Source organism: Paenibacillus turicensis (genome assembly GCF_017873435.1).
In the GTDB taxonomy this organism is placed as follows: Bacteria; Bacillota; Bacilli; order Paenibacillales; family Paenibacillaceae; genus Fontibacillus; species Fontibacillus turicensis.
Genome location: NZ_JAGGKG010000015.1, coordinates 85,058 through 104,172 on the forward strand (window position 1 = coordinate 85,058; position 19,115 = coordinate 104,172).

A 19,115-nucleotide genomic window follows, 5' to 3' on the forward strand; every position below is an offset into this window, starting at 1 on the left:
AATGGGTAGCTTCAAATTTGCCATCGCCAACATTAAAAAAAGCAAAAGTGCTGAACTCTCTTTATTTATTTTGATCATTTTAGCTTCATTATTGTTAACGATTGGTGCGGGTGTCCTACTAACAATGAATAACTTTTTTCCAGACAAGGCAACCTCCTTACATGACGCTCATGTTAATATCCTTATGGATCGTAAGCAATATAAGGAGGACTATCATAAATTTATATCTTCTTATCCAGGTGTAGACCAAGCGGAAAAGGAAAATGTACTGCTATTAACTAGATCAACTATAAAACTAAATGATGAAAGGCTCAGCATCAAGGCAGCGATTCTTGACCTAGATCATCAACGGCAAATTGCCCCTTTACGTTTAATAGAAGGAACAATTTCTCGAAACAACGATGTCATATATTTACCCTACATGTTTAAGCTAAAGTATAACTACGAGTTAGACCAAATTTTTGAGATTAACTACCACAACACCAGTTATCGCTATCACATCGCTGGTTTTTTTGATACTGCTTTAATGGGCTCTGGAATATTTAAATTTTATCTCCCCCATTCGGGTTACGGAGAGCTCCAAAATCAAGTAGGTGACGAATTGAATGGTGTATTATTATCATCAATTCTTCAAGATAGTCAGCAAGCTAGCTCACTGTTAACAGCTTATATTCAAACCTTCCCTGAGTCTAGTGAAGCAGTTACCCCTTCTTTCGCAGCCATCGATATTCAAATGGCCCAAAATGAAAATTCAATGACCATTAATGCAATATCCATCATTCTAATAGCCTTTTCTGCGATTGTTGTCCTCATTTCACTTATTATCATACAATTTCGAATTAAAAATAGTATTCATGAAAGCCTTAAAAATATTGCAGTTTTAAAGGCGATAGGTTATACAAGCAAACAAATCATATTTCCTATTATTTTGCAGTTTGTAATGATTGCTCTAGTTGGAGGATGCATTGGTGTTAGTTTGTGTTATGCAATTTTCCCATTTGTAAACTCATTAATTACTTCCTTATCCGGTTTGCTCTGGCAGGGAAACACCCCCATGTCAGCCGCTTTGTTTAGTCTATTAACTATTTTGATTCTTGTATTTTTGGTTGTAGTCATCTCCTCAATACGTATTCGTAAGCTAAAACCTGTAGAAGGTTTACGTAGTGGTATAAATTCACACAACTTTAAACGGAACTTTTTTGCTCTAGAACAGGCTAGAGGTGGGATTTCATTTGTCATGTCCTGTAAAAATATAATGACAAATATTCGGCAAATTATAATGGTCGTCATTATTACAACTGCAGTTACCTTTGCTTCTATTTTTAGCTTTGTGATGTACGATAATATTGCTAATGATAAAACTGCTTTACTCCAAATGTTAGGTACTGAAACTCCAAATATCGGTATTATTGCAGCTCAAGAGCAAGATGCGGAGCAGTTAATTACAGTTATCAATGGTATGAACGGGGTAATTAAAGCAAATATTCAGGATCAACGGCAAGCGGTCATTAATGGGATGCTTATTACGTTAAGCATTACAGATGACTTTGAAAAGTTAGAAATCAATACAGTAATTAAAGGAAAACAACCAAAATATGATAATGAAATTGTTCTAAGTAAAGGACTTGCTCAGCGCCTTGGAAAAGATATTGGTGATCAAGTTAAACTTACCATGGGTGCGTCAACCTATACTTTTCTGATCTCAGGTTTAAATCAAATTAACGATGGAGGATACGGTAGCGCAGCCATGACTACACAATCGATTCGTTATCTTATCCCTAACTATAGGAGTTCTGTCATTAATGTTTATTTGCAAAAGGAACATAAATCACAATTTATTGATCAATTTAAGCAGTTACATTCAAATAAGATTGTAATGATAAGTGATGTCGATCAAGCATTAGATAAAGCATTCCAATCCTATACTTCTATGATGTTTTCAGTAATGGTTGTTATTTTGATAGCTACTTTACTTGTAATCATGTTGATTTTATACATTCTAATTAAAATGACAATTGTTAAACAAAAACATCAATTTGGACTACTTAAAGCACTTGGTTTTACTACCATGCAATTAATGACACAAGTTACTCTTAGTTTTACTCCAGTTATATTTGTAGGTACTATACTAGGTGGGATATTAGGTTATTTGTATATTAATCCTTTACTTGGGCTATTATTTTCAAATGCGGGAATGTCAAATGTACATTTTGTTATTCATCCTTCGAACATTATTTTGTTATGTATTTCAATTACGTGTTTAGCTTATACTGTTGCCATGATCATTACACGAAAGATCAAATCCATTTCAACCTACAACCTACTTACTGAATAAATGATCGGTTTATCTATATTCCTTATTACACCTTGGATTTGGGTAAATTCCACGATGTTATGACCATATACGTTAGTGCTTTTACTTTTTATAATGGGCTTATATTAGAGGAATTTATAACTACGATCGTATGAAAAAGGAGTGTTAGGATGAACAAGCTACGTTATGGTGTTGCGTATTATGATGAATATATGCCGTATGACCGACTTCAAGAGGATATTAAGATGATGTTAGCCGCAGGCATTAATACAGTACGCATCGCGGAATCTACATGGAGCACACATGAGCCTCAAAATGGAGTATTTGATTTCACATCTGTAGATCGCGTGCTGGATGCAATGCATGAAGCCGGCATCGATGTCATTGTAGGAACACCCACTTATGCTGTACCTGCTTGGATGATTAAACAACATCCTGACATTCTTGCGACGACCTCAAGAGGTGCCGGACGTTATGGTGCACGTCAAATCATGGATATAACACACCCTGCTTATTTATTTTACGCAGAACGGATGATTCGCAAATTAATGGAGCGAGTGCATAAGCACCCTGCGGTTATTGGCTATCAAACGGACAACGAAACGAAGCATTACGATACCGCAGGCGACAATGTTCAGCTTCAATTCGTAAAATATATGCGAAATAAGTTTGGTTCATTAGAAGTCATTAATCAGAAATTTGGTCTTACTTATTGGAGTAATCGTATCAATAGCTGGGAGGAGTTCCCTTCTGTTGTAGGGACAATTAATGGGAGCTTAGGTGCGGAATTTGCTAAATTTCAACGCACATTAGTAAATGAGTTTTTAGCATGGCAGGTACAGATTGTGAATGAATATAAACTGCCTGGTCAATTCGTAACTCAAAATTTTGACTATGACTGGCGTGGACATTCCTTTGGGGTTCAGACTTCTGTCGATCATTTTGAGGCTGCGAAGCCCTTTGACATTGCTGGCGTAGATATTTATCATCCATCCCAAAGCAAGCTGACAGGAATTGAAATTTCCTTTGGTGGAGATATATCCAGATCATTAAAGCAAAGCAATTATTTGGTGCTAGAAACGCAAGCGCAAGCTTTTCCAGATTGGACACCCTACCCAGGTCAGCTAAGACTATTAGCATTTAGTCATGTCGCTTCAGGCGCAAATATGGTTGCTTATTGGCATTGGCATTCCATCCATAATTCATTTGAAACGTATTGGAAGGGCTTGCTCAGTCACGATTTTCAGCCAAACCCTGTATACAATGAAGCTAAAACAGTAGGCGCTGATTTTACTAAACTAAGCCACAAGTTAGTTAACCTTCGTAAGCAAAATAAAGTAGCGATCCTAGTCAGCAATACAGCCTTATCTGCCATCGAATGGTTTAAGCTGCCTGACGGTAAATTATATAATGATGTTTTCCGTTGGATTTATGATGAGTTGTACAAGCTTAATGTTGAGGTTGATTTTATTACGCCTGACTTTGAACAGCTAAGTCATTATGAGCTTGTCATAGTGCCTGCCTTATATTCGGTAGAAGATGAAGCACTAGAGCGGCTTAATGAATTTACGGAGCACGGTGGACATGTCGTTTATACATTTAAAAGTGGCTTTACTAACGAGGATGTTCAGGTACGTACAGTAGTACAACCAGGGATTATTAGCAAAGCATGTGGTATCAGCTACAACATGTTTATCGCACCTGATGAAGTGGCAAAAATACAAAGTGATGTTTTGTTATGGTCAAGTGAAGACGCAGCTATCACGAGTTGGATGGAGTTAATAACACCTACGACAGCCAAGGTGCTAGCAAGCTATGATCATCCTGAATGGAATAATTATGCCGCAGTTACGCGTAATCAATATGGCGCTGGGACTGCGACCTATATCGGTTGTATGTCAAGTCCAGCGGCATTACGTAGCATTTTAGCAGATACGTTACAACATATTGGTCTTTGGCAAGAGGAGCAAAAGCTAACCTTCCCAATCATTACTAAAAAAGGTTTTAATGACGAAGGTAAGCTAATTCGATACTACTTCAACTATTCTGGCGAGGAGCAGGCTTTTGTTTACCCTCACAAAGCTGGCACACAATTATTGACGGATCAGTCTGTATCTGAGGGTCAGCAGATCACATTATCACCTTGGGGATTTGTAATAATTGAGCAATAGTTTCAAAATAAAATATCAAATTCTATAAACGGTTACAAAAGTAAAGAGACTGTCCCTTAGCCAACAAGCTAAATAAGGACAGTCTCTTTTTACTTCTCTTTTCGTTGTTACTCTTCTTCACCAAGCTCCCGATACACAAAATAATCAAAATCGGCAGTGGCTTGATGTCTGTACGTATCAATACAAGTTACACCTACAAATGTCCCTGTAAAATGCTCAAAGCTTTCAGGATATTCGTCAGACATTTTACTTGCATCTAGCACAGGTCCAATTTTATTCCATTGCTCACCATCTAAGGACCAGAAAAACTGTAGTTTTTCCCTGTAAACTTCTCCACGCAAATAAACGGGTTTTCCTTCAGGTAATGCTACACGGAACGCGGTCCATTCTTGCTTTTGCCCATGATCGGAAGAAATTAGCCCTAAGGCTTTTCCACCCAAAGATTCACTATAGTATACACGTAAAAAGTAATGCGTCAAATGATCATAGAAAAAGGTTAACCCTGCCATCGCTTGAAAATATTTAGGATCAAATTCAACGACGGTTTCTGCCATGACATCAAAGGCTTGAACTCTTCGAGCCACTAAGCTTTGCGTATGCACAGAAAATAAAGAATCTTGCCCACGTAGTCGTAAATATCCTGGTCTGGAGGTTAAGTCAATTCCTGCCTCGCCGACATGTACTCGAAGTGTGTTCCATTCTGTACTCAACACAGGCTCATCAAAATGATCCTTTTCAGGCAATGTAGGTACAGGACTTGAAGGAAGATCAGGTGCAGGCACAACTAGCTTCGCTTGGTTACCGCCCCCCTCTAGACGAAGCCACCCTTCCTCGTTCCAGTACACCTTCTGGAGCGCTGTTTCACGCCCTAATGTTGAGCGCATTTGTGGCATTAATGGACGGGCACATAGGTGAGCTGCATACCAATTACCATCCGTTGTTTCTACAAGACTTGCATGTCCCGACTTTTGCAGTGGTGCATCTGGATTGTAATATTGCGGTTTAAGAAAGGCGCCAACGCCCCGTTCATTAAAGATAGTAACCGCAGACGTAATAATCGGGTTGCATGGATCAGGCTCATAAGGTCCAGTAATTTGCTTCGCTCTCGCCATCGTTACCCCATGACCGTACCCAGTGCCCCCTTCTGCTGCCATCAAATAATAATAGCCATTTCGCTTATAAATATGTGAGGCTTCAAGACAGCCCATATCTGTACCGCCATCGTAAATTCGGATAGGGTCTCCAACTACATCTTGAAGTTCAGCACTATACTCCTGTAAAAAAATCACACCAGGAGAAGGATAGTCTTGCCTAAAGTCCCACTCTAGCTGAGTTAACCATATACGTCCATCGTCATCATGGAAAAACGAAGGGTCAAAGCCACTGGAGTTTAAATACACTGGCTTGCTATAAGGCCCTGTAACCTCCTTCGCTGTAACGACATAGTTATCAGCATGAAATACATTCCCCGCCCGATTACGCACAATAGTATAGACGAGATAAAATAGTTGTTGCTGTTCATTATAGGTTAAGCAAGGCGCCCACACGCCACCAGAAGCCATAACGCCTGTTAAATCAAGCTGCTCCTTGTTGGTAAGTGCATATCCAATCGGTTGCCAATGCACCAAATCTTTAGAATGATGAATACGTACACCCGGAACCCATTCAAAGGTGGATGTCGCAATATAATAATCTTCACCTACCCGCAATATGGAAGGATCGGGATGGAACCCCCTTAAAATCGGGTTTTGAATCTGCTTACTCAAATGTAATCAGCTCCTTTTGTATTAACCTTTTACCGCGCCTGCTGTTACACCTTTAGTAATTTGTTCATTAAAGATGGCGTAAATAATAATTGCAGGAATCGAGGTAAGCACCATCACCGCAAACTGTGAACCATAATCAGAGGAATATTGGCCCGCAAAGTTCATGACGGAAAACGGTAATGTTTTAAGCGCATCTTTACTTAAAAAGGTCGAAGCCATAATAAATTCATTCCAGCAATTTAGGAAGGTCATTACAATTACGGTCACCAAGGCTGGTTTCGTAAGTGGAGCAATAATTTGAAATACAGTCCGATAAATACTGCATCCATCCATGACCGCGGATTCCTCCATCGCTCTCGGAATACTACGCATGAATCCAGTTAAAATAAAGGTTGCTAACGGTACAGAAACCGCAGTATACGGTAAAATGAGCCCTAAATACGAATCCGTTAACCCAATTTCTTTGAAAATTGCAAAGTTAGGAAGTAATGTCGCATGAATAGGAATCATAATTCCTAACAAAATAATCGCAAAGAAAAAGGAACGAAGCTTCCAAGTCATTCTTGTGAATGCATAAGCTAATGTTAAAGATAATAAGATCGTAAGTACAATCGTGGTACTTGTCACTAAAGCACTGTTAAAAAAGTATCTAAGAAACTTGCCGTCTACCCAGGCATTTACATAGTTTTGCCATTGGAACGTTTCTGGCCAAGTTAGAATATTCGAGGAATAAAATTCTGTACTGCTGGCAAATGAGAAATCAATCATCCAAATGAGCGGAAATAACTGTAGTGCTGCGACAACTAGGAAAAAGAGCCACAGTGCAATTTTTGTCTTTTTTTGCATAACTTTTCTTCCCCCTTAATATTCTGTCGCATCACTGCGAATGAGCTTATTGCTTAAATAAGTGAATAATAGACATACAACTACAAACAAGATAGAAATTGCATTTGCATAACCATATTGACTTGCTGAAAATGCTTTATTGTACAAATAAACGGCAAGGAATTGCGTGGAGTCACCAGGACCGCCATTTGTAGTTAAGAACACCATTTCCATCTGCTTTAAGGCGGTAATCATCGCTAGTGTCACTTGCACCGCAATAACTGGAGACAACAACGGAACGGTAATACGTAGGTGTAATTTTAATCCAGATGCACCATCAAGCTTCGCTGCTTCGTATAGATCTTCAGGAATCCCTTTAATACCTGCATAGTAAAACAATAAGCCCCAACCAAAACCTGCCCAGATCAAGATGAAAAGCATAGAGCCAAGCGCTGTACTTGATTCACCTAACCATACGTGTTGCCAAGAGCTTAAACCAACCATATCTAATATTTTATTGAGAATGCCAAAGGTAGGATCAAGCACAGATAACCACATTTTAGAAATTACTACAACGGAAATAACACATGGAATAAAGAAAATGGTACGGAATATTTTTTCTGCTTTTCCACCAATTCGATCGAGCCATATCGCAAATAAAATACAAATTGGATGCTGTATCACAATAAACCCTAAACCAAGTAATATTGCATTACGTAAAGAAATCCAAAAGCGCTCATCATGAAAAAGTAAATTTTGATAATTTTCAAAGCCAACCATTTTAACGTTTGTACCTGGTCCCAATGTATCTGTAAAGGAGTAGTAACCACTCAAAATTATAGGTGCCAAAAACGTAAGAATAAATAAAATTACGCCTGGAGCTACAAAAAGAAATATAGCGGTTTTATTGCTAAGCACCTTATGCATAATATTCTCCCCATTCCTTCAAAAAATGTAAGAGGACAGGCAGACGAATGCTGGCCTGTCCTCAAACGAATTATTTTTGTGTATCTGCTGCGTTTTGAAGCTCTTTCACTAAACCTTCTGCATCAATCCCACCTGCGAAAAATTTACCAAAGATGTTTTGCACATCATCTTTAAATTTAGGTGTTCCAGAGTCTAACATCAATGCACCAGAGCTAGAGGTTGCACCAACTAAGATGTCTGTTAAGCTCTTTTGAAGCTCTGTTTCTTTACCTGTTAACTCATACTTTTGAGCTGGTACTGCTGCGCCTGTATCCCAAGCAATTTTTGCCCATTGATCTGCAGCCATCATGTAATCAAACAATTTTTTAGCTTCTTCTGGATGTTTGGATTTACTGATAAGCACATAGCCGCCACCATTCCATCCAAGTAAGTCAGTATCTTTCCCTTTTCCGCCTTCAACCGTTGGGAACTTCAACACGCCGATATTGTTACGGAACGATTCAGGTAATGCCTCATTGGATGCCATACCTGCTTCCCAAGAACCCATGTACCACATTGCAGCTTTACCTTGTGTAAATAAGTTTTGAGATGCACCATAATCCGCAGTCATAAATGAATCTTGGAACAGCTTCTCATCTCTAACCTGTTGCAACAATTGAGCTGTTTTTAATACATCAGCATTGTCTGTAAGCTTGTTTTTGTTTTGTACAGCACCAAGCAATACATCAGAGTTGCCTGTCAAACGAATGTAGATGTTTTGGAACATTGCAGGATAGCTCCATAGGTCTTTACCATTAATGGACATTGGAGAAATTCCTTTTTCGCGGAATGCTTTACCTGCATCAAGTAACTCTTGGAATGTTGTTGGAACTTTTACGCCATTGTCTTCAAACATCTTTTTGTTATAGTAGATGACTTCATAGTCACTGTTACGTGGCAAGCCGTATACTTTACCGTCGAATGTAAAAGATGTGAATACGCCTGGAAGGAAATTGTATTTTTCACCTTCATATTGTTTTAGATCAATTTCTTTGACATATCCTGCTTGAACTAATGTGTTTAGCTCTGCGCCACCATGTACCATGGACACGTCTAAAGGTTCACTGGAAGCCATATATGCTTTAAGTTTATTTTTGAATGGTTCTTCTGCTAATGTTTCAAGATCAATTTTGACGTTTGGATTTGCTGCAACATAGTTGTCTAACATTTTTTGCTCAGCTAAACCTTGTCCTGATTTACGATCTGGTAAGTTAGAGAAAAAGCGCAACGTAATTTGCTTATCTCCATCTTTACTCCCTGCGTTACCGCTTTCATTTTTAGTGTTACCACCACAAGCAGTAAGCATCATAACGACAGCCATGACTAACGCAAGCAACGAAATTCTTACTCTCTTTTTACTTTTTTCCACTTAAAATCCCCCTTGTTTAATCGCGCTTGATCTTAATAAGTTTGACTTGAACACATCATAACAAATGTGTAAATTAGCCGTCAGTAGAGAAACATCGGACAAACTTGAAATATGTCGAATGGCTAAAGATTCACATTGTATAAATACATTAGACAGGCTAGAATACTAACAACTTCATCTTTAAAAAAAGGTTGTGATGATGTGCTTTCAAAGCTATTTAAGCAAAGTTTAAATATGAGCCTGAAATTTAAAATTATTACTTTATTTTTCACGCTCCTTACTATCGTCTCACTGATACTTGGTTATTATTCCTTTCAAACTTCAAAAAAACAAATCGTTAACAAAGTGAGTAGCACCAACCTTGGTGTGGTCAAAGAAATTAACAACAATATGAATACGCTTCAGCAAACTATCTCAGATTGGGTCACTGTGTTTACACTAACGAATGTAGTACAGGACATTTTGCGAAGTGGCTCGATTGGCAGCAATCAGGTCGAATCGATGCTATATAATGGCCCTACTGCTTCAATTATGAATCAGATGCTAGTGACAGGAAGCTTCGATTATCTATCCATTTATGGTGAGAAAAATAGTGCATTATATGAAGTATCTACGGATGGTAGCAACGGGGCTTCCAATTTAAGCGACTTTAGCGCCAGTGACATTTACAATAAATCTCTAGACCTCAACGGTGCCTCCTATTGGTTCGCATTAACTAATAACAACAACCTTTTTATACAATATAATCGCAATAGCAAGATCGGAATGACACGAATCATTCGTGATATTAACAACGGACATAAAATAGGATTTATTTTTGTAGGTGTTAACGTCGATACAATACGTAATAGATATTTAAAAAACTTATATGATGACAATCATGGAATCGCAATTTTAGATCAGGACGGTACCCCATTACTTACGGCTGGAAAATCGTTTTACGATCAAAGTAATGATGCCTTTCATTTCTTACTCCCATTAAATCCAGGGAGTTCAGGCTCAACAATTATTAAGTCCAACAAAGAAGATGTGTTAATCTCCTATAGCGTGAACGATAATGGATTGCGGACTTTATACAGTATTCCAATGAGCTTATTAACAAATGAGTTAAATTCGATTAAATCATTTGTCATTTTACTTGTAGGCATTTGCTTAGTGTTGTGTGTTCCTTTGTTAATGATATTAACAAGCTTTTTAACCGCTCCACTGAAAAATTTATTGCTTTCAATGCGAAAATTTCAAAATGGACAGTTTGATGAAAGTGTTGAAATTAAATATTGGGACGAAATCGGCCATTTAAGCAAGGGTTACAATAACATGGTTTCCAACATGAAAACGTTAGTAAACGATGTGTATGTGCTTCGGCTAAAGGAACAAGAAGCTGAGCTAAAAGCACTTCAATCGCAAATTAACCCACATTTTTTGTACAATATGTTAGATACAATTTTCTGGGAAGCAGAGGCGGCAGGACAGGAACGAATCAGTGAAATGATTATTAACTTATCCCGCTTATTTCGTCTTAGCTTAAATCAAGGAAAAAGCTTTACAAGTGTTGGGAAGGAAAAAGAGTTTATTGCCTTATATTTATCCTTACAGCAAATGCGATTTAAAGAAAAGTTAAGATATGAAATTAACATTCCGGATGAATTAGATCATTTTGTGATCCTAAAGCTATGCTTACAGCCCTTTATCGAAAACGCAATTATTCATGGCATTGAGCAGAAACGCGAAGGTGGCTTTATTTCGATATCAGGACAACTTGAAGATGATAACCTGATTTTTTGTATCATGGATAATGGTGGTGGCATGAGTGAGCATACGATTAAACAAATTACAACCCTTCCCGAGGAAGATGATGTGCATACAGGGCAAGATGTTGGCGGTTATGCAGTTCATAATGTACATGCAAGATTACGTCATTACTACAAGGATCAATACCAATTGCAATATGACAGTGAAATCGGTAAGGGAACAAAAGTAATCATCAAGATTCCTATAACTAGGGACATTTAGGAGGGACACTTTCATGATTAACTTAATGCTTGTTGATGATGAAGAACGTGCAAGAACGGGAATACGAGATTTAATTGATTGGAAAGAGCATAATATTGAAATTGTTGCCGAAGCCAGAGATGGGCTTGAAGCTTTAGAGTTACTAGAGAAGTTACATGTAGATATTATTTTGACGGATATTAGAATGCCAGAATTAGATGGTCTTAGGCTTATCGAGATTGTTGCTCAGAAATACCCATCGATTAAAACGGTCATTATGAGTGGATATGGGGAATTTACGTATGCACAAAAGGCTTTGAGCCTTGGGGCAAGTGATTATTTATTAAAGCCAAGTCGTCGGCAGGAAATTTTGGAAACGATCGTTCATCTCACCTCGCAAATTAATGAAGAGCAGGTTCAAAATCAAGCTCTAGAAAATTTAAAGAAAAGTTTTCGTGAAACGTTGCCACTACTGAAGGAGCAGACTTTAAGTAGACTTGTTACGACAGAGGCTCCTCCTTATCAGCGTTTACTTGAGACACTTAATATGAACGGAATTACTTTTCCCCATGTTATGTATGGCGTGATGATCGTCAAAATAGATCATTTTCTTGCCTTACAACAGAAATATGGCACTGAGGACATCGAATTATTTAAATTTGCCATAAAAAATATGATTGCCGAAATGACAACATCACTATGTCCATGTGCAGTATTTGAATACCAAGATGATATCGTGGTTATTCTCAACACTGAGAAATGGCTAGATCGCGAGCAGCTAGCAGGCTATATTGAGACGATTCAGCGAAATACCGAAAGATATCTCAAATTTACCGTTTCTATCGGTATCGGTAGCTTCAATAATCAGATTGAGCATGTAAGGCTCTCCTTTCTCGAAGCCTCAAAAGCACTGGATATTGGGTATTATGCGGGTACTGCCAAGGTTGTGGATTATATGGATGCGGTAGAGGAAGAATCGTCGATGAGCTCCTACCCCCTTGCTGAGGAAAAGGCCGTGCTAAAAGCGGTACGACACGGTGAGTTTGATAGTATTAATGCAACGTTACACGATTTTAATCAAGCATTAAATCCGGAAATTGCGTCTAAGGATCAGGTGCTAAAATCTAGCTTTGCATTATTTTTTTCACTGTATCATTTATGTATTGAAAATAACGTGGATGTCAGTCAGGTTTTTGGACAGGATTTAACCGAGCTAACCTCGATCCTTGCCCGGTCCAGCCAAGAGGAATTAATACGAGCTTTATCCGATACCGCCTTAAAGGTGAGTAAGCAATTAACGACAAAAAAAAATAGCAATAAACTATTTGAAAATGTACTTAACTATATAAAACAAAATTACACTAAAAACATTAGCCGTGAAGATGTAGCCAGAGAGGTGTATATTACACCGGGTTATGTCAGCCTTTTATTTAAACAGGAAATGAAAACAAGCTTTCTAGACTATTTACACAAAATCCGGATTAATTCCGCTTGCGAAAAGCTTGGAGATCAAAGTCTACGAATCGGAGATGTTGCCCATGACGTAGGTTATGGGGATGAAAAGTATTTTTATCAAGTGTTTAAAAAGTATATGGGTATGACGCCCAATCAATATCGGAACAATTTGAATTAAGTTACTCTCGTTAACTATATAAAGAAGGGCAGTATTGCAAATTTCCACCTGGAAATTTACGATGTCGCCCTTCTATTTTCTTTATTTTCCATATTGCTATTATTACTCTTATTTAGCTCATACACTCCATTTACGTTACTCACTTTTCATCTGCCGATACTGTAACGGACTCATGCCTGTCCAACGTTTAAACTGCCTACTAAAATGAGATAGCTGAGTGTAGCCAAGTCTTTCTGCGATTTCCTTAATCGACAGCTCAGGCTGCTGAATCAGCAGCTTCGCTTCATTGAGCAGTAACTCAGATAAATACTGCCGTGGCGAAGTTCCATATACTTTCCGAAAAATTTCTAAGCAATACCCTGGTGTAATACCAAGTGACGTTGCAATGTCCTCGATTTTAACAGTTATCCCATCATCCTCAGTATAGTTACCATTCCCATCAGCATTACGACGCTCTAGCTTAGCTTGAAAACGAGCTTTAATGCCCTCCGCAATCGCTTTAGCATAATGTAGAGAAGATGGTGATAACGTATCCTGCTCACCTAGCTCAGAGGGATGCCGTTCCGCTAAAAAATTGAGCAACTGAAACAATACCATCTGTATCCGAAAACGATCTCCTGTCGTATAGCTTCCTTCTTGACGCAAAATAGCTAGCCAGTCCTGCACAATTTCGTGTAGTCTAGCATTTTCAACTGTACCTGCTTTAAACAAAATTTGTTCACGGATTGCCATCTCTTGTCTAAAAACAGGATCATCCACATTAAAATGAGCGCAAAAATAATGTAGTCCATTTTTATCGTTACAATGAATCGTATGCTTAAAGCCTGGTGGGACAAGGAGGATATCGCCTTCCTGTAGCTCATAATGTATTTGCTCCATCCATGTTTCTTGACTGCCCTGAAGCACAACATGAATTTCAAAGCCCACATGGACATCCTCAGGTACCTTCCATCCACATTTGACCACTTGCTCATGTGCGCCAAATAGCTTCACATTCCAGTCAATCGCAGGTAACCAACGTGCTACATGAAGCCATTCTGCACTTGGGATAGGTTGCTTCATCCCCCTTCCTCCCTTCTAAGCTGTTACACAATAACAAGCTCACACTCTGGCACGAATCCAAACTCCCCAGAAATTGCATCCTGCACAAGCTTAATTAATTCAATTACGTCCTGAGCTTTCGCTCCCCCACGATTTTGAATGACATTACCATGTACAGGTGAGATCATCGCTTGACCTCGCTGTGTTCCACGCAAATTCAAACGATCTGCTAGCTTGCCAATCGGCTCTCCAATGTTATAGTTATTTTTAAATACAGATCCACAGGAAGGATAGTCAAAATGATGCTTACCCATTCGGTCATTAATGACAGCACGCATTGCTTCAGTATTTGCCTCTCCCCGTTGCTCCAATATTTCAAGCTGCTTCACATAATAATCCGCAAATTGACCTAAGTCAGAAGCGGTAAAGGCCGTTTTATGGGCTTGGGAAATAAACTGTAATAATCTATCTTCATGTACGATTGGCGATTTTAGCTTCAAATCTGCCCCAATAATAAACCAATTGTGCTCCATAAAAATGGAGTGCTTATAAGCAAATTTACAGTCAGCTACATCAATCGATTGAATACCACGTTCAAGATGGTCTACATCGATATAATAAACAAGTGTTAATAACTCGTTAATTTGATTACTAAAATATTTAGCATTCATATAGACGCCGCCACCAAATGTACCCGGAAGTAAAAAGGTGAATCCAAAATCACTAATCCCTGCTTGAATCCCTAACAACGATAACATCGCCATTGGTGTGCCTGCAGAAACATATAACTCATCTATCGATTTGTATCTGATTTCAATATGTTCTCGCAAGGATAAAAATAATGTATCCGGATGTGGTTGATCTGGGAATAAAATATTCGAACCCATACCAAAAAACACTGGATTTAACCCACTACTCTTCACGTTCTCCATCAGTTCAACAAGCTGCTCTGTCGTTTGGGGCATCGCTACAAATCTAGCCTCTCCTCCAATCGCATACGTGGAAAATGGAGCTAACGAAATATTACTTTTACATAAATGCTCTAAGCTTGCCTTCAATAAAATCCAACCCTTCTCTATTTAAACCAACTCAGTGGTCATATTCATTCACTTATATGCAAACCTCACTATAAATATCAATGATTTCATTATACTATATTACAAAGAGCAAAGTATTATCATGTAGAGCACATTAACACAAAAAGCTGTATAGGAGATGCCCAAATTGAAAATACGTAATGAATATACATGTCCGCTAGAAATAACACATGATGTTACTAAAGGAAAATGGAAGCCCATTTTATTATGGCAATTAGGTAAGCAATCTTGTTCCTTGTCCAAGCTTCGCTCAGATATTCAAGGGATTAGTGAAAAGGTACTGATCGAACAGCTACATGAGCTTATCAGTAGTGGCATGGTAAACAAAAAAAAGCACGACGGTTACCCCTTAAGGGTAGAGTATTCACTGACAAAGCGAGGGATCAAAATGCTTGAAGCCATTACCATCATGCAGTCAATCGGGGTTGAGCTTATGCTAGAGCGCGATCTACTTACAAAAAAGTAAGTAATAGGCTTAATTAATTTTGTCATGTTATATTCTAAACAAATATTACATTTGAAAGGAAGTAACATGACAATGCCTAAAAATACTGAGGTTACTGAAAATATGGAACACATTTTAAACGAGCTGCTTCTCCATCATCCTGTTTCTTTTGTTAGCTCTATAGATGAAGAAGGTTTTCCAAATACAAAAGGAATGTTACCTCCACGCAAAAAAGAAGGTATTCAGCATTTTTACTTCACTACGAACACTTCCTCTATGAGAGTGAAGCAGTTTCGTGCCAACCCTAAGGCTTCCCTGTATTTTTGTGATCCCAAGCAGTTTAAGGGTATGATGCTGAAGGGCACGATGCAGGTATTGGAAGACGTAGCCTCTAAGGAGATGATATGGCTTGAAGGAGATACCCTATATTATCCTCTAGGAGTGACAGACCCCGATTATTGTGTTCTACATTTTACAGCAGATTCGGGCAGATATTATCACAGCTTTAGCTCGGAATCCTTTATAATTTAAAATTTATTTTACCTATTTCATGTCGTCCATATTTATAGGTTTGAGTTACTTTTAATATACCTTTTTAACATTCACCTTGGTGGTATACTCAAACCTTTCCCCGTTCATGAAGGTACCTTCTGCTGAAAATCGTAAAATATCACTGAAAAGTGCTACCTTTTTCGTTGAAATTAATTTTTCTCCTCGTTCAGTCCCCATATCTTGTTTCTTAAAACTCATTCCATGTTCAGAACCTTCAGTTGTAAATATATTTACTCGCAAAGGAATGGCTTCTCCATCCTCGATATAATAATAGCTGATTTTCATATATTTAACGTCAGTCAACTCTTTGTGAAAAACAACATCTCCACCAATAAAGACCTCCATATCTGGCATAATCATAATCACTGCACCGTCAAGTGTCATCTCCGAATGCTCTTCCGCATTTAAGACATGTAGCTCTGTATTTTTAATTATCTCGGCTTTAGCAGCGGATTTAGCATCCGTTACAACTTTTTGCTTCATGTAAGTAAACGAAACAACTAACAAAGTAACAACTAAAAAAGATATAATAGTTATCTTAAATCTTTTTTGCTTTAACATCATATTCATTTAAATCCTCCATATGAAGAGCATAATAAATATAACCTTGTTCTCACTTAAACATTTTGTGCTTTTTAATCGACGTACTACATACCTACTTAATTTTAGTTTAACAAATAAAATGAACGTTTGTTTGCCCTTATCTGTCTATACCATGACAACAACAACGAAGGGGGTGCAGAACTTTGAATGATCGAGAACTTTTCGAGCTATATAAGGAGCAGGTTTATCACTTTTGCTATTATTACATGAAAAATCGGGCAGATGCTGAGGATATTACCCAAGAAGTATTTGTAAAGGTCATTTTAGCTGATAAATCAAAGGTTACAAATATGAAGGCATGGATATTGAGAATTGCGTCTAATGAGTGTAACTCTGTCCTAAGAAGGCGAAAAAACGGGATCTTAAAAGAAATACGCAATTTTGTTTTATCTAAATCAGACAATGCCAATCCTGTGGAACAGCAATTGACTACACAAGAAACTAAACAAGAAATGGCTGAAGTGTACAAGCAGCTCCCTGATAAAATTAGAACGGTCATCGTGCTTCGCTATATTAACGAGTTATCCATTGCTGAAATTGCCAAAACAATAAATATTCCCGAAGGGACAGTAAAATCGAGAATCCATAAAGGTCTGAAATTGTTAAATAAACTGGTCGAGTCAAGGCCCAAGGAGATGATTTATTCGTGAAAGAACATATGGATAAAGAGCATAGCATTCCTCAGCCTAATTATGAATTAATGTGGAGCAATATCGAACAAGAAGCAAAACGACGTCAAGCACATGCTCAAACTACGAAAACCATAAATCTCCCTCGTCGCTCATTTAGCCAAAAGCTAAAGGCAATGCCAATGAGTGTTGCTGTTGTTTCCCTACTTTTGTTTGCTGTCCCTGTGTTTGCTGGCGTGGCACTTAACTGGGATAAAATTGGCGGTGGGAATGTCGCTACTGCGTTAAGTAATGGGATTGGTCAGCAATATGATTTACACGTTAGCGATGAAGGCGTAACAATGAACCTCCATGGTGTCGTTACAGACGGGGAAAAAATGAAAATGATATTATCCTTAGATGTTGACAATAAAAATGAGGATTTAACTAGCTATGAAGGTTTTGCAACAGAAAACAATATCATGACTGGTGAAGGGAATTCCAAAGCTAAAGTGTCAGGTTACTTATCCTATGATCCCGACAGTAAAAAGCTACTTGGCATTTATGAAACCCCTGATTCACTAAAAGACGGTAACAAAAACTACAAATTTGAAGCTCAAAATTTAATATTTTATAAAAATAAAGAGATCCCTTTAAAAGCAAGCTTTAAAGCTGGGGATATGATTTATACAGGTGATACTAAATATCCAGTTATTCAAATTGAGTCTATCGCTCACATCAAGGAACAAACCGTGATCCGTTATGCAATTCCAGGTGTTTCTAATGATTTAGGAAGCGCAATACCACGCTTAACACTCAATGATCACGATCAAAATAAAGAAGCGATCCCCACCTATTTACCAACAGACAAAAAGCAACTTCTAATTGAGCAGGTGTTTGATGTAAATGCTAAGGGATGGGAACAAGCCCAGCTTCATTTAACTTATACCGATGAGGCTAAACGAATTTCAGGTACGTGGGAGCTCGCCTTCCATGCAGACGGTAAAAAAGCAAGTGAAGCCATGTTCACCAAGGAACTGCAAGCTACACCACAGTTTGTGGAGAAAACAGGAATAACTTTACAGCAGCTTATCATATCCCCACTGGACATTATGGTTAACTTTGAGAATCAAGACTCATTTAAGAAGGGAAGTGTTCACTACAACACTGTCAAGCTAATGATTGGCGATAAAACCATAACCGGCGGCTGGAACTTAAAAGCGGTAGAGGGCAAAGACAAGTTTCAGCATCTATTTCAATTTGAGTCCCCACAGCGGTACAAAAATTGGGCTGATACCCCGATGAAGTTGATTTTGAAGGATGCAACGGTTGTAAAAAGAGATACAAGTAAAAACTGGGTCACATTACAACAGCCTACCACTGATAAACAGAAAACCTCAATGCTTGTAGATGGTTTTACGATTAACTTTACGTATTATACAGAGGATGGAAAGCTTGTAGTTGAAGCAAGCTCTGATTCCAAAGGCTTTAAAGGTGTCAATCAAACGACACTTCGGATAAACGGAAAAGAACTGATTCCAGATATTTCACCTAAAGGGATGGTTAGCACAGGTGTCAATATAGACCGCTATTCCAACCTTCCACTTACAGAAAAGATTGAACTTAACCCAGGGGTATATAAATACTTTGATCCAAGTCGTGATATAGAAATTAATCTTTAAAGAAATCTATGTTGATACAAAAAATGTGAACACCAAAAAATGAGCTAGCTT

The 19,115-nt window shown here is 38.1% G+C and carries 15 protein-coding genes; 8 read left to right on the forward strand and 7 right to left on the reverse strand.

The window, feature by feature from the left end; translation table 11 throughout:
• Position 1: 1 nt before the first annotated feature.
• Both J2Z32_RS15230 and J2Z32_RS15235 read left to right on the forward strand, forming a co-directional pair.
• On the forward strand, positions 2-2,335 hold the full coding sequence (locus J2Z32_RS15230) for an ABC transporter permease (protein WP_210090043.1): 2,334 nt from the start codon (positions 2-4) through the stop codon (positions 2,333-2,335).
• Between the two features lie 149 nt (positions 2,336-2,484).
• Positions 2,485-4,485, forward strand: a complete 2,001-nt coding sequence (locus J2Z32_RS15235) for a beta-galactosidase (RefSeq protein ID WP_210090044.1) — start codon at positions 2,485-2,487, stop codon at positions 4,483-4,485.
• 107 nt (positions 4,486-4,592) lie between these two features.
• On the opposite strand, the gene J2Z32_RS15240 is transcribed toward J2Z32_RS15235, so the two are convergent.
• The 4 genes from J2Z32_RS15240 to J2Z32_RS15255 all read right to left on the reverse strand — a co-directional run bounded on the left by J2Z32_RS15240 (position 4,593) and on the right by J2Z32_RS15255 (position 9,411).
• On the reverse strand, positions 4,593-6,251 hold the full coding sequence (locus J2Z32_RS15240; protein WP_210090045.1) for a glycoside hydrolase family 43 protein: 1,659 nt from the start codon (positions 6,249-6,251) through the stop codon (positions 4,593-4,595).
• A gap of 21 nt (positions 6,252-6,272) precedes the next feature.
• Positions 6,273-7,097, reverse strand: coding sequence for a carbohydrate ABC transporter permease (locus tag J2Z32_RS15245; protein ID WP_210090046.1), 825 nt, complete (start codon positions 7,095-7,097; stop codon positions 6,273-6,275).
• A 15-nt stretch (positions 7,098-7,112) separates the two neighbouring features.
• Entirely contained in the window at positions 7,113-8,003 is an 891-nt protein-coding gene (locus J2Z32_RS15250; protein ID WP_210090047.1) for a carbohydrate ABC transporter permease, read from the reverse strand.
• Between the two features lie 70 nt (positions 8,004-8,073).
• Complete coding sequence (locus J2Z32_RS15255; RefSeq protein WP_210090048.1) at positions 8,074-9,411, reverse strand: ABC transporter substrate-binding protein; 1,338 nt, start codon at positions 9,409-9,411, stop codon at positions 8,074-8,076.
• A 234-nt stretch (positions 9,412-9,645) separates the two neighbouring features.
• Here J2Z32_RS15255 and J2Z32_RS15260 point away from each other — a divergent pair, with 234 nt between their 5' ends.
• Complete coding sequence (locus J2Z32_RS15260; protein ID WP_210090049.1) at positions 9,646-11,424, forward strand: sensor histidine kinase; 1,779 nt, start codon at positions 9,646-9,648, stop codon at positions 11,422-11,424.
• Between the two features lie 13 nt (positions 11,425-11,437).
• Positions 11,438-13,036 carry a response regulator gene (locus tag J2Z32_RS15265; RefSeq protein WP_210090050.1) on the forward strand — a complete coding sequence of 533 codons (1,599 nt, stop codon included), beginning with the start codon at positions 11,438-11,440 and terminating at the stop codon, positions 13,034-13,036.
• Positions 13,037-13,171: 135 nt separating this feature from the next.
• On the opposite strand, the gene J2Z32_RS15270 is transcribed toward J2Z32_RS15265, so the two are convergent.
• Positions 13,172-14,098: an AraC family transcriptional regulator gene (locus tag J2Z32_RS15270; protein WP_210090051.1), complete on the reverse strand. Its 927-nt coding sequence runs from the start codon at positions 14,096-14,098 to the stop codon at positions 13,172-13,174.
• 23 nt (positions 14,099-14,121) lie between these two features.
• Positions 14,122-15,135, reverse strand: coding sequence for a UDP-N-acetylmuramate dehydrogenase (locus J2Z32_RS15275; RefSeq protein ID WP_245251504.1), 1,014 nt, complete (start codon positions 15,133-15,135; stop codon positions 14,122-14,124).
• A 166-nt stretch (positions 15,136-15,301) separates the two neighbouring features.
• On the opposite strand from J2Z32_RS15275, the gene J2Z32_RS15280 reads away from it, so the two are divergent.
• Both J2Z32_RS15280 and J2Z32_RS15285 read left to right on the forward strand, forming a co-directional pair.
• Positions 15,302-15,640 carry a winged helix-turn-helix transcriptional regulator gene (locus J2Z32_RS15280; RefSeq protein WP_210090052.1) on the forward strand — a complete coding sequence of 113 codons (339 nt, stop codon included), beginning with the start codon at positions 15,302-15,304 and terminating at the stop codon, positions 15,638-15,640.
• A 72-nt stretch (positions 15,641-15,712) separates the two neighbouring features.
• Positions 15,713-16,150, forward strand: a complete 438-nt coding sequence (locus J2Z32_RS15285; protein ID WP_245251506.1) for a pyridoxamine 5'-phosphate oxidase family protein — start codon at positions 15,713-15,715, stop codon at positions 16,148-16,150.
• Positions 16,151-16,201: 51 nt separating this feature from the next.
• On the opposite strand, the gene J2Z32_RS15290 is transcribed toward J2Z32_RS15285, so the two are convergent.
• A complete protein-coding gene (locus J2Z32_RS15290; protein ID WP_210090053.1) occupies positions 16,202-16,741 on the reverse strand; it encodes a hypothetical protein in 540 nt (179 codons plus the stop codon).
• A gap of 176 nt (positions 16,742-16,917) precedes the next feature.
• Here J2Z32_RS15290 and J2Z32_RS15295 point away from each other — a divergent pair, with 176 nt between their 5' ends.
• A complete protein-coding gene (locus tag J2Z32_RS15295; RefSeq protein WP_210090054.1) occupies positions 16,918-17,424 on the forward strand; it encodes an RNA polymerase sigma factor in 507 nt (168 codons plus the stop codon).
• Positions 17,421-19,064: a DUF4179 domain-containing protein gene (locus J2Z32_RS22430; RefSeq protein WP_342453969.1), complete on the forward strand. Its 1,644-nt coding sequence runs from the start codon at positions 17,421-17,423 to the stop codon at positions 19,062-19,064. Before J2Z32_RS15295 ends, J2Z32_RS22430 begins: the two co-directional genes overlap by 4 nt.
• Positions 19,065-19,115: the final 51 nt, after the last annotated feature.

Coding starts and splice junctions, on each gene's coding strand:
- J2Z32_RS15230 (WP_210090043.1), top strand. CDS start 2: ATGGGTAGCTTCAAATTTGCCATCGCCAACATTAAAAAAAGCAAAAGT.
- J2Z32_RS15235 (WP_210090044.1), top strand. CDS start 2,485: ATGAACAAGCTACGTTATGGTGTTGCGTATTATGATGAATATATGCCG.
- J2Z32_RS15245 (WP_210090046.1), bottom strand. CDS start 7,097: ATGCAAAAAAAGACAAAAATTGCACTGTGGCTCTTTTTCCTAGTTGTC.
- J2Z32_RS15250 (WP_210090047.1), bottom strand. CDS start 8,003: ATGCATAAGGTGCTTAGCAATAAAACCGCTATATTTCTTTTTGTAGCT.
- J2Z32_RS15260 (WP_210090049.1), top strand. CDS start 9,646: ATGAGCCTGAAATTTAAAATTATTACTTTATTTTTCACGCTCCTTACT.
- J2Z32_RS15265 (WP_210090050.1), top strand. CDS start 11,438: ATGATTAACTTAATGCTTGTTGATGATGAAGAACGTGCAAGAACGGGA.
- J2Z32_RS15270 (WP_210090051.1), bottom strand. CDS start 14,098: ATGAAGCAACCTATCCCAAGTGCAGAATGGCTTCATGTAGCACGTTGG.
- J2Z32_RS15285 (WP_245251506.1), top strand. CDS start 15,713: ATGCCTAAAAATACTGAGGTTACTGAAAATATGGAACACATTTTAAAC.
- J2Z32_RS15290 (WP_210090053.1), bottom strand. CDS start 16,741: ATGAATATGATGTTAAAGCAAAAAAGATTTAAGATAACTATTATATCT.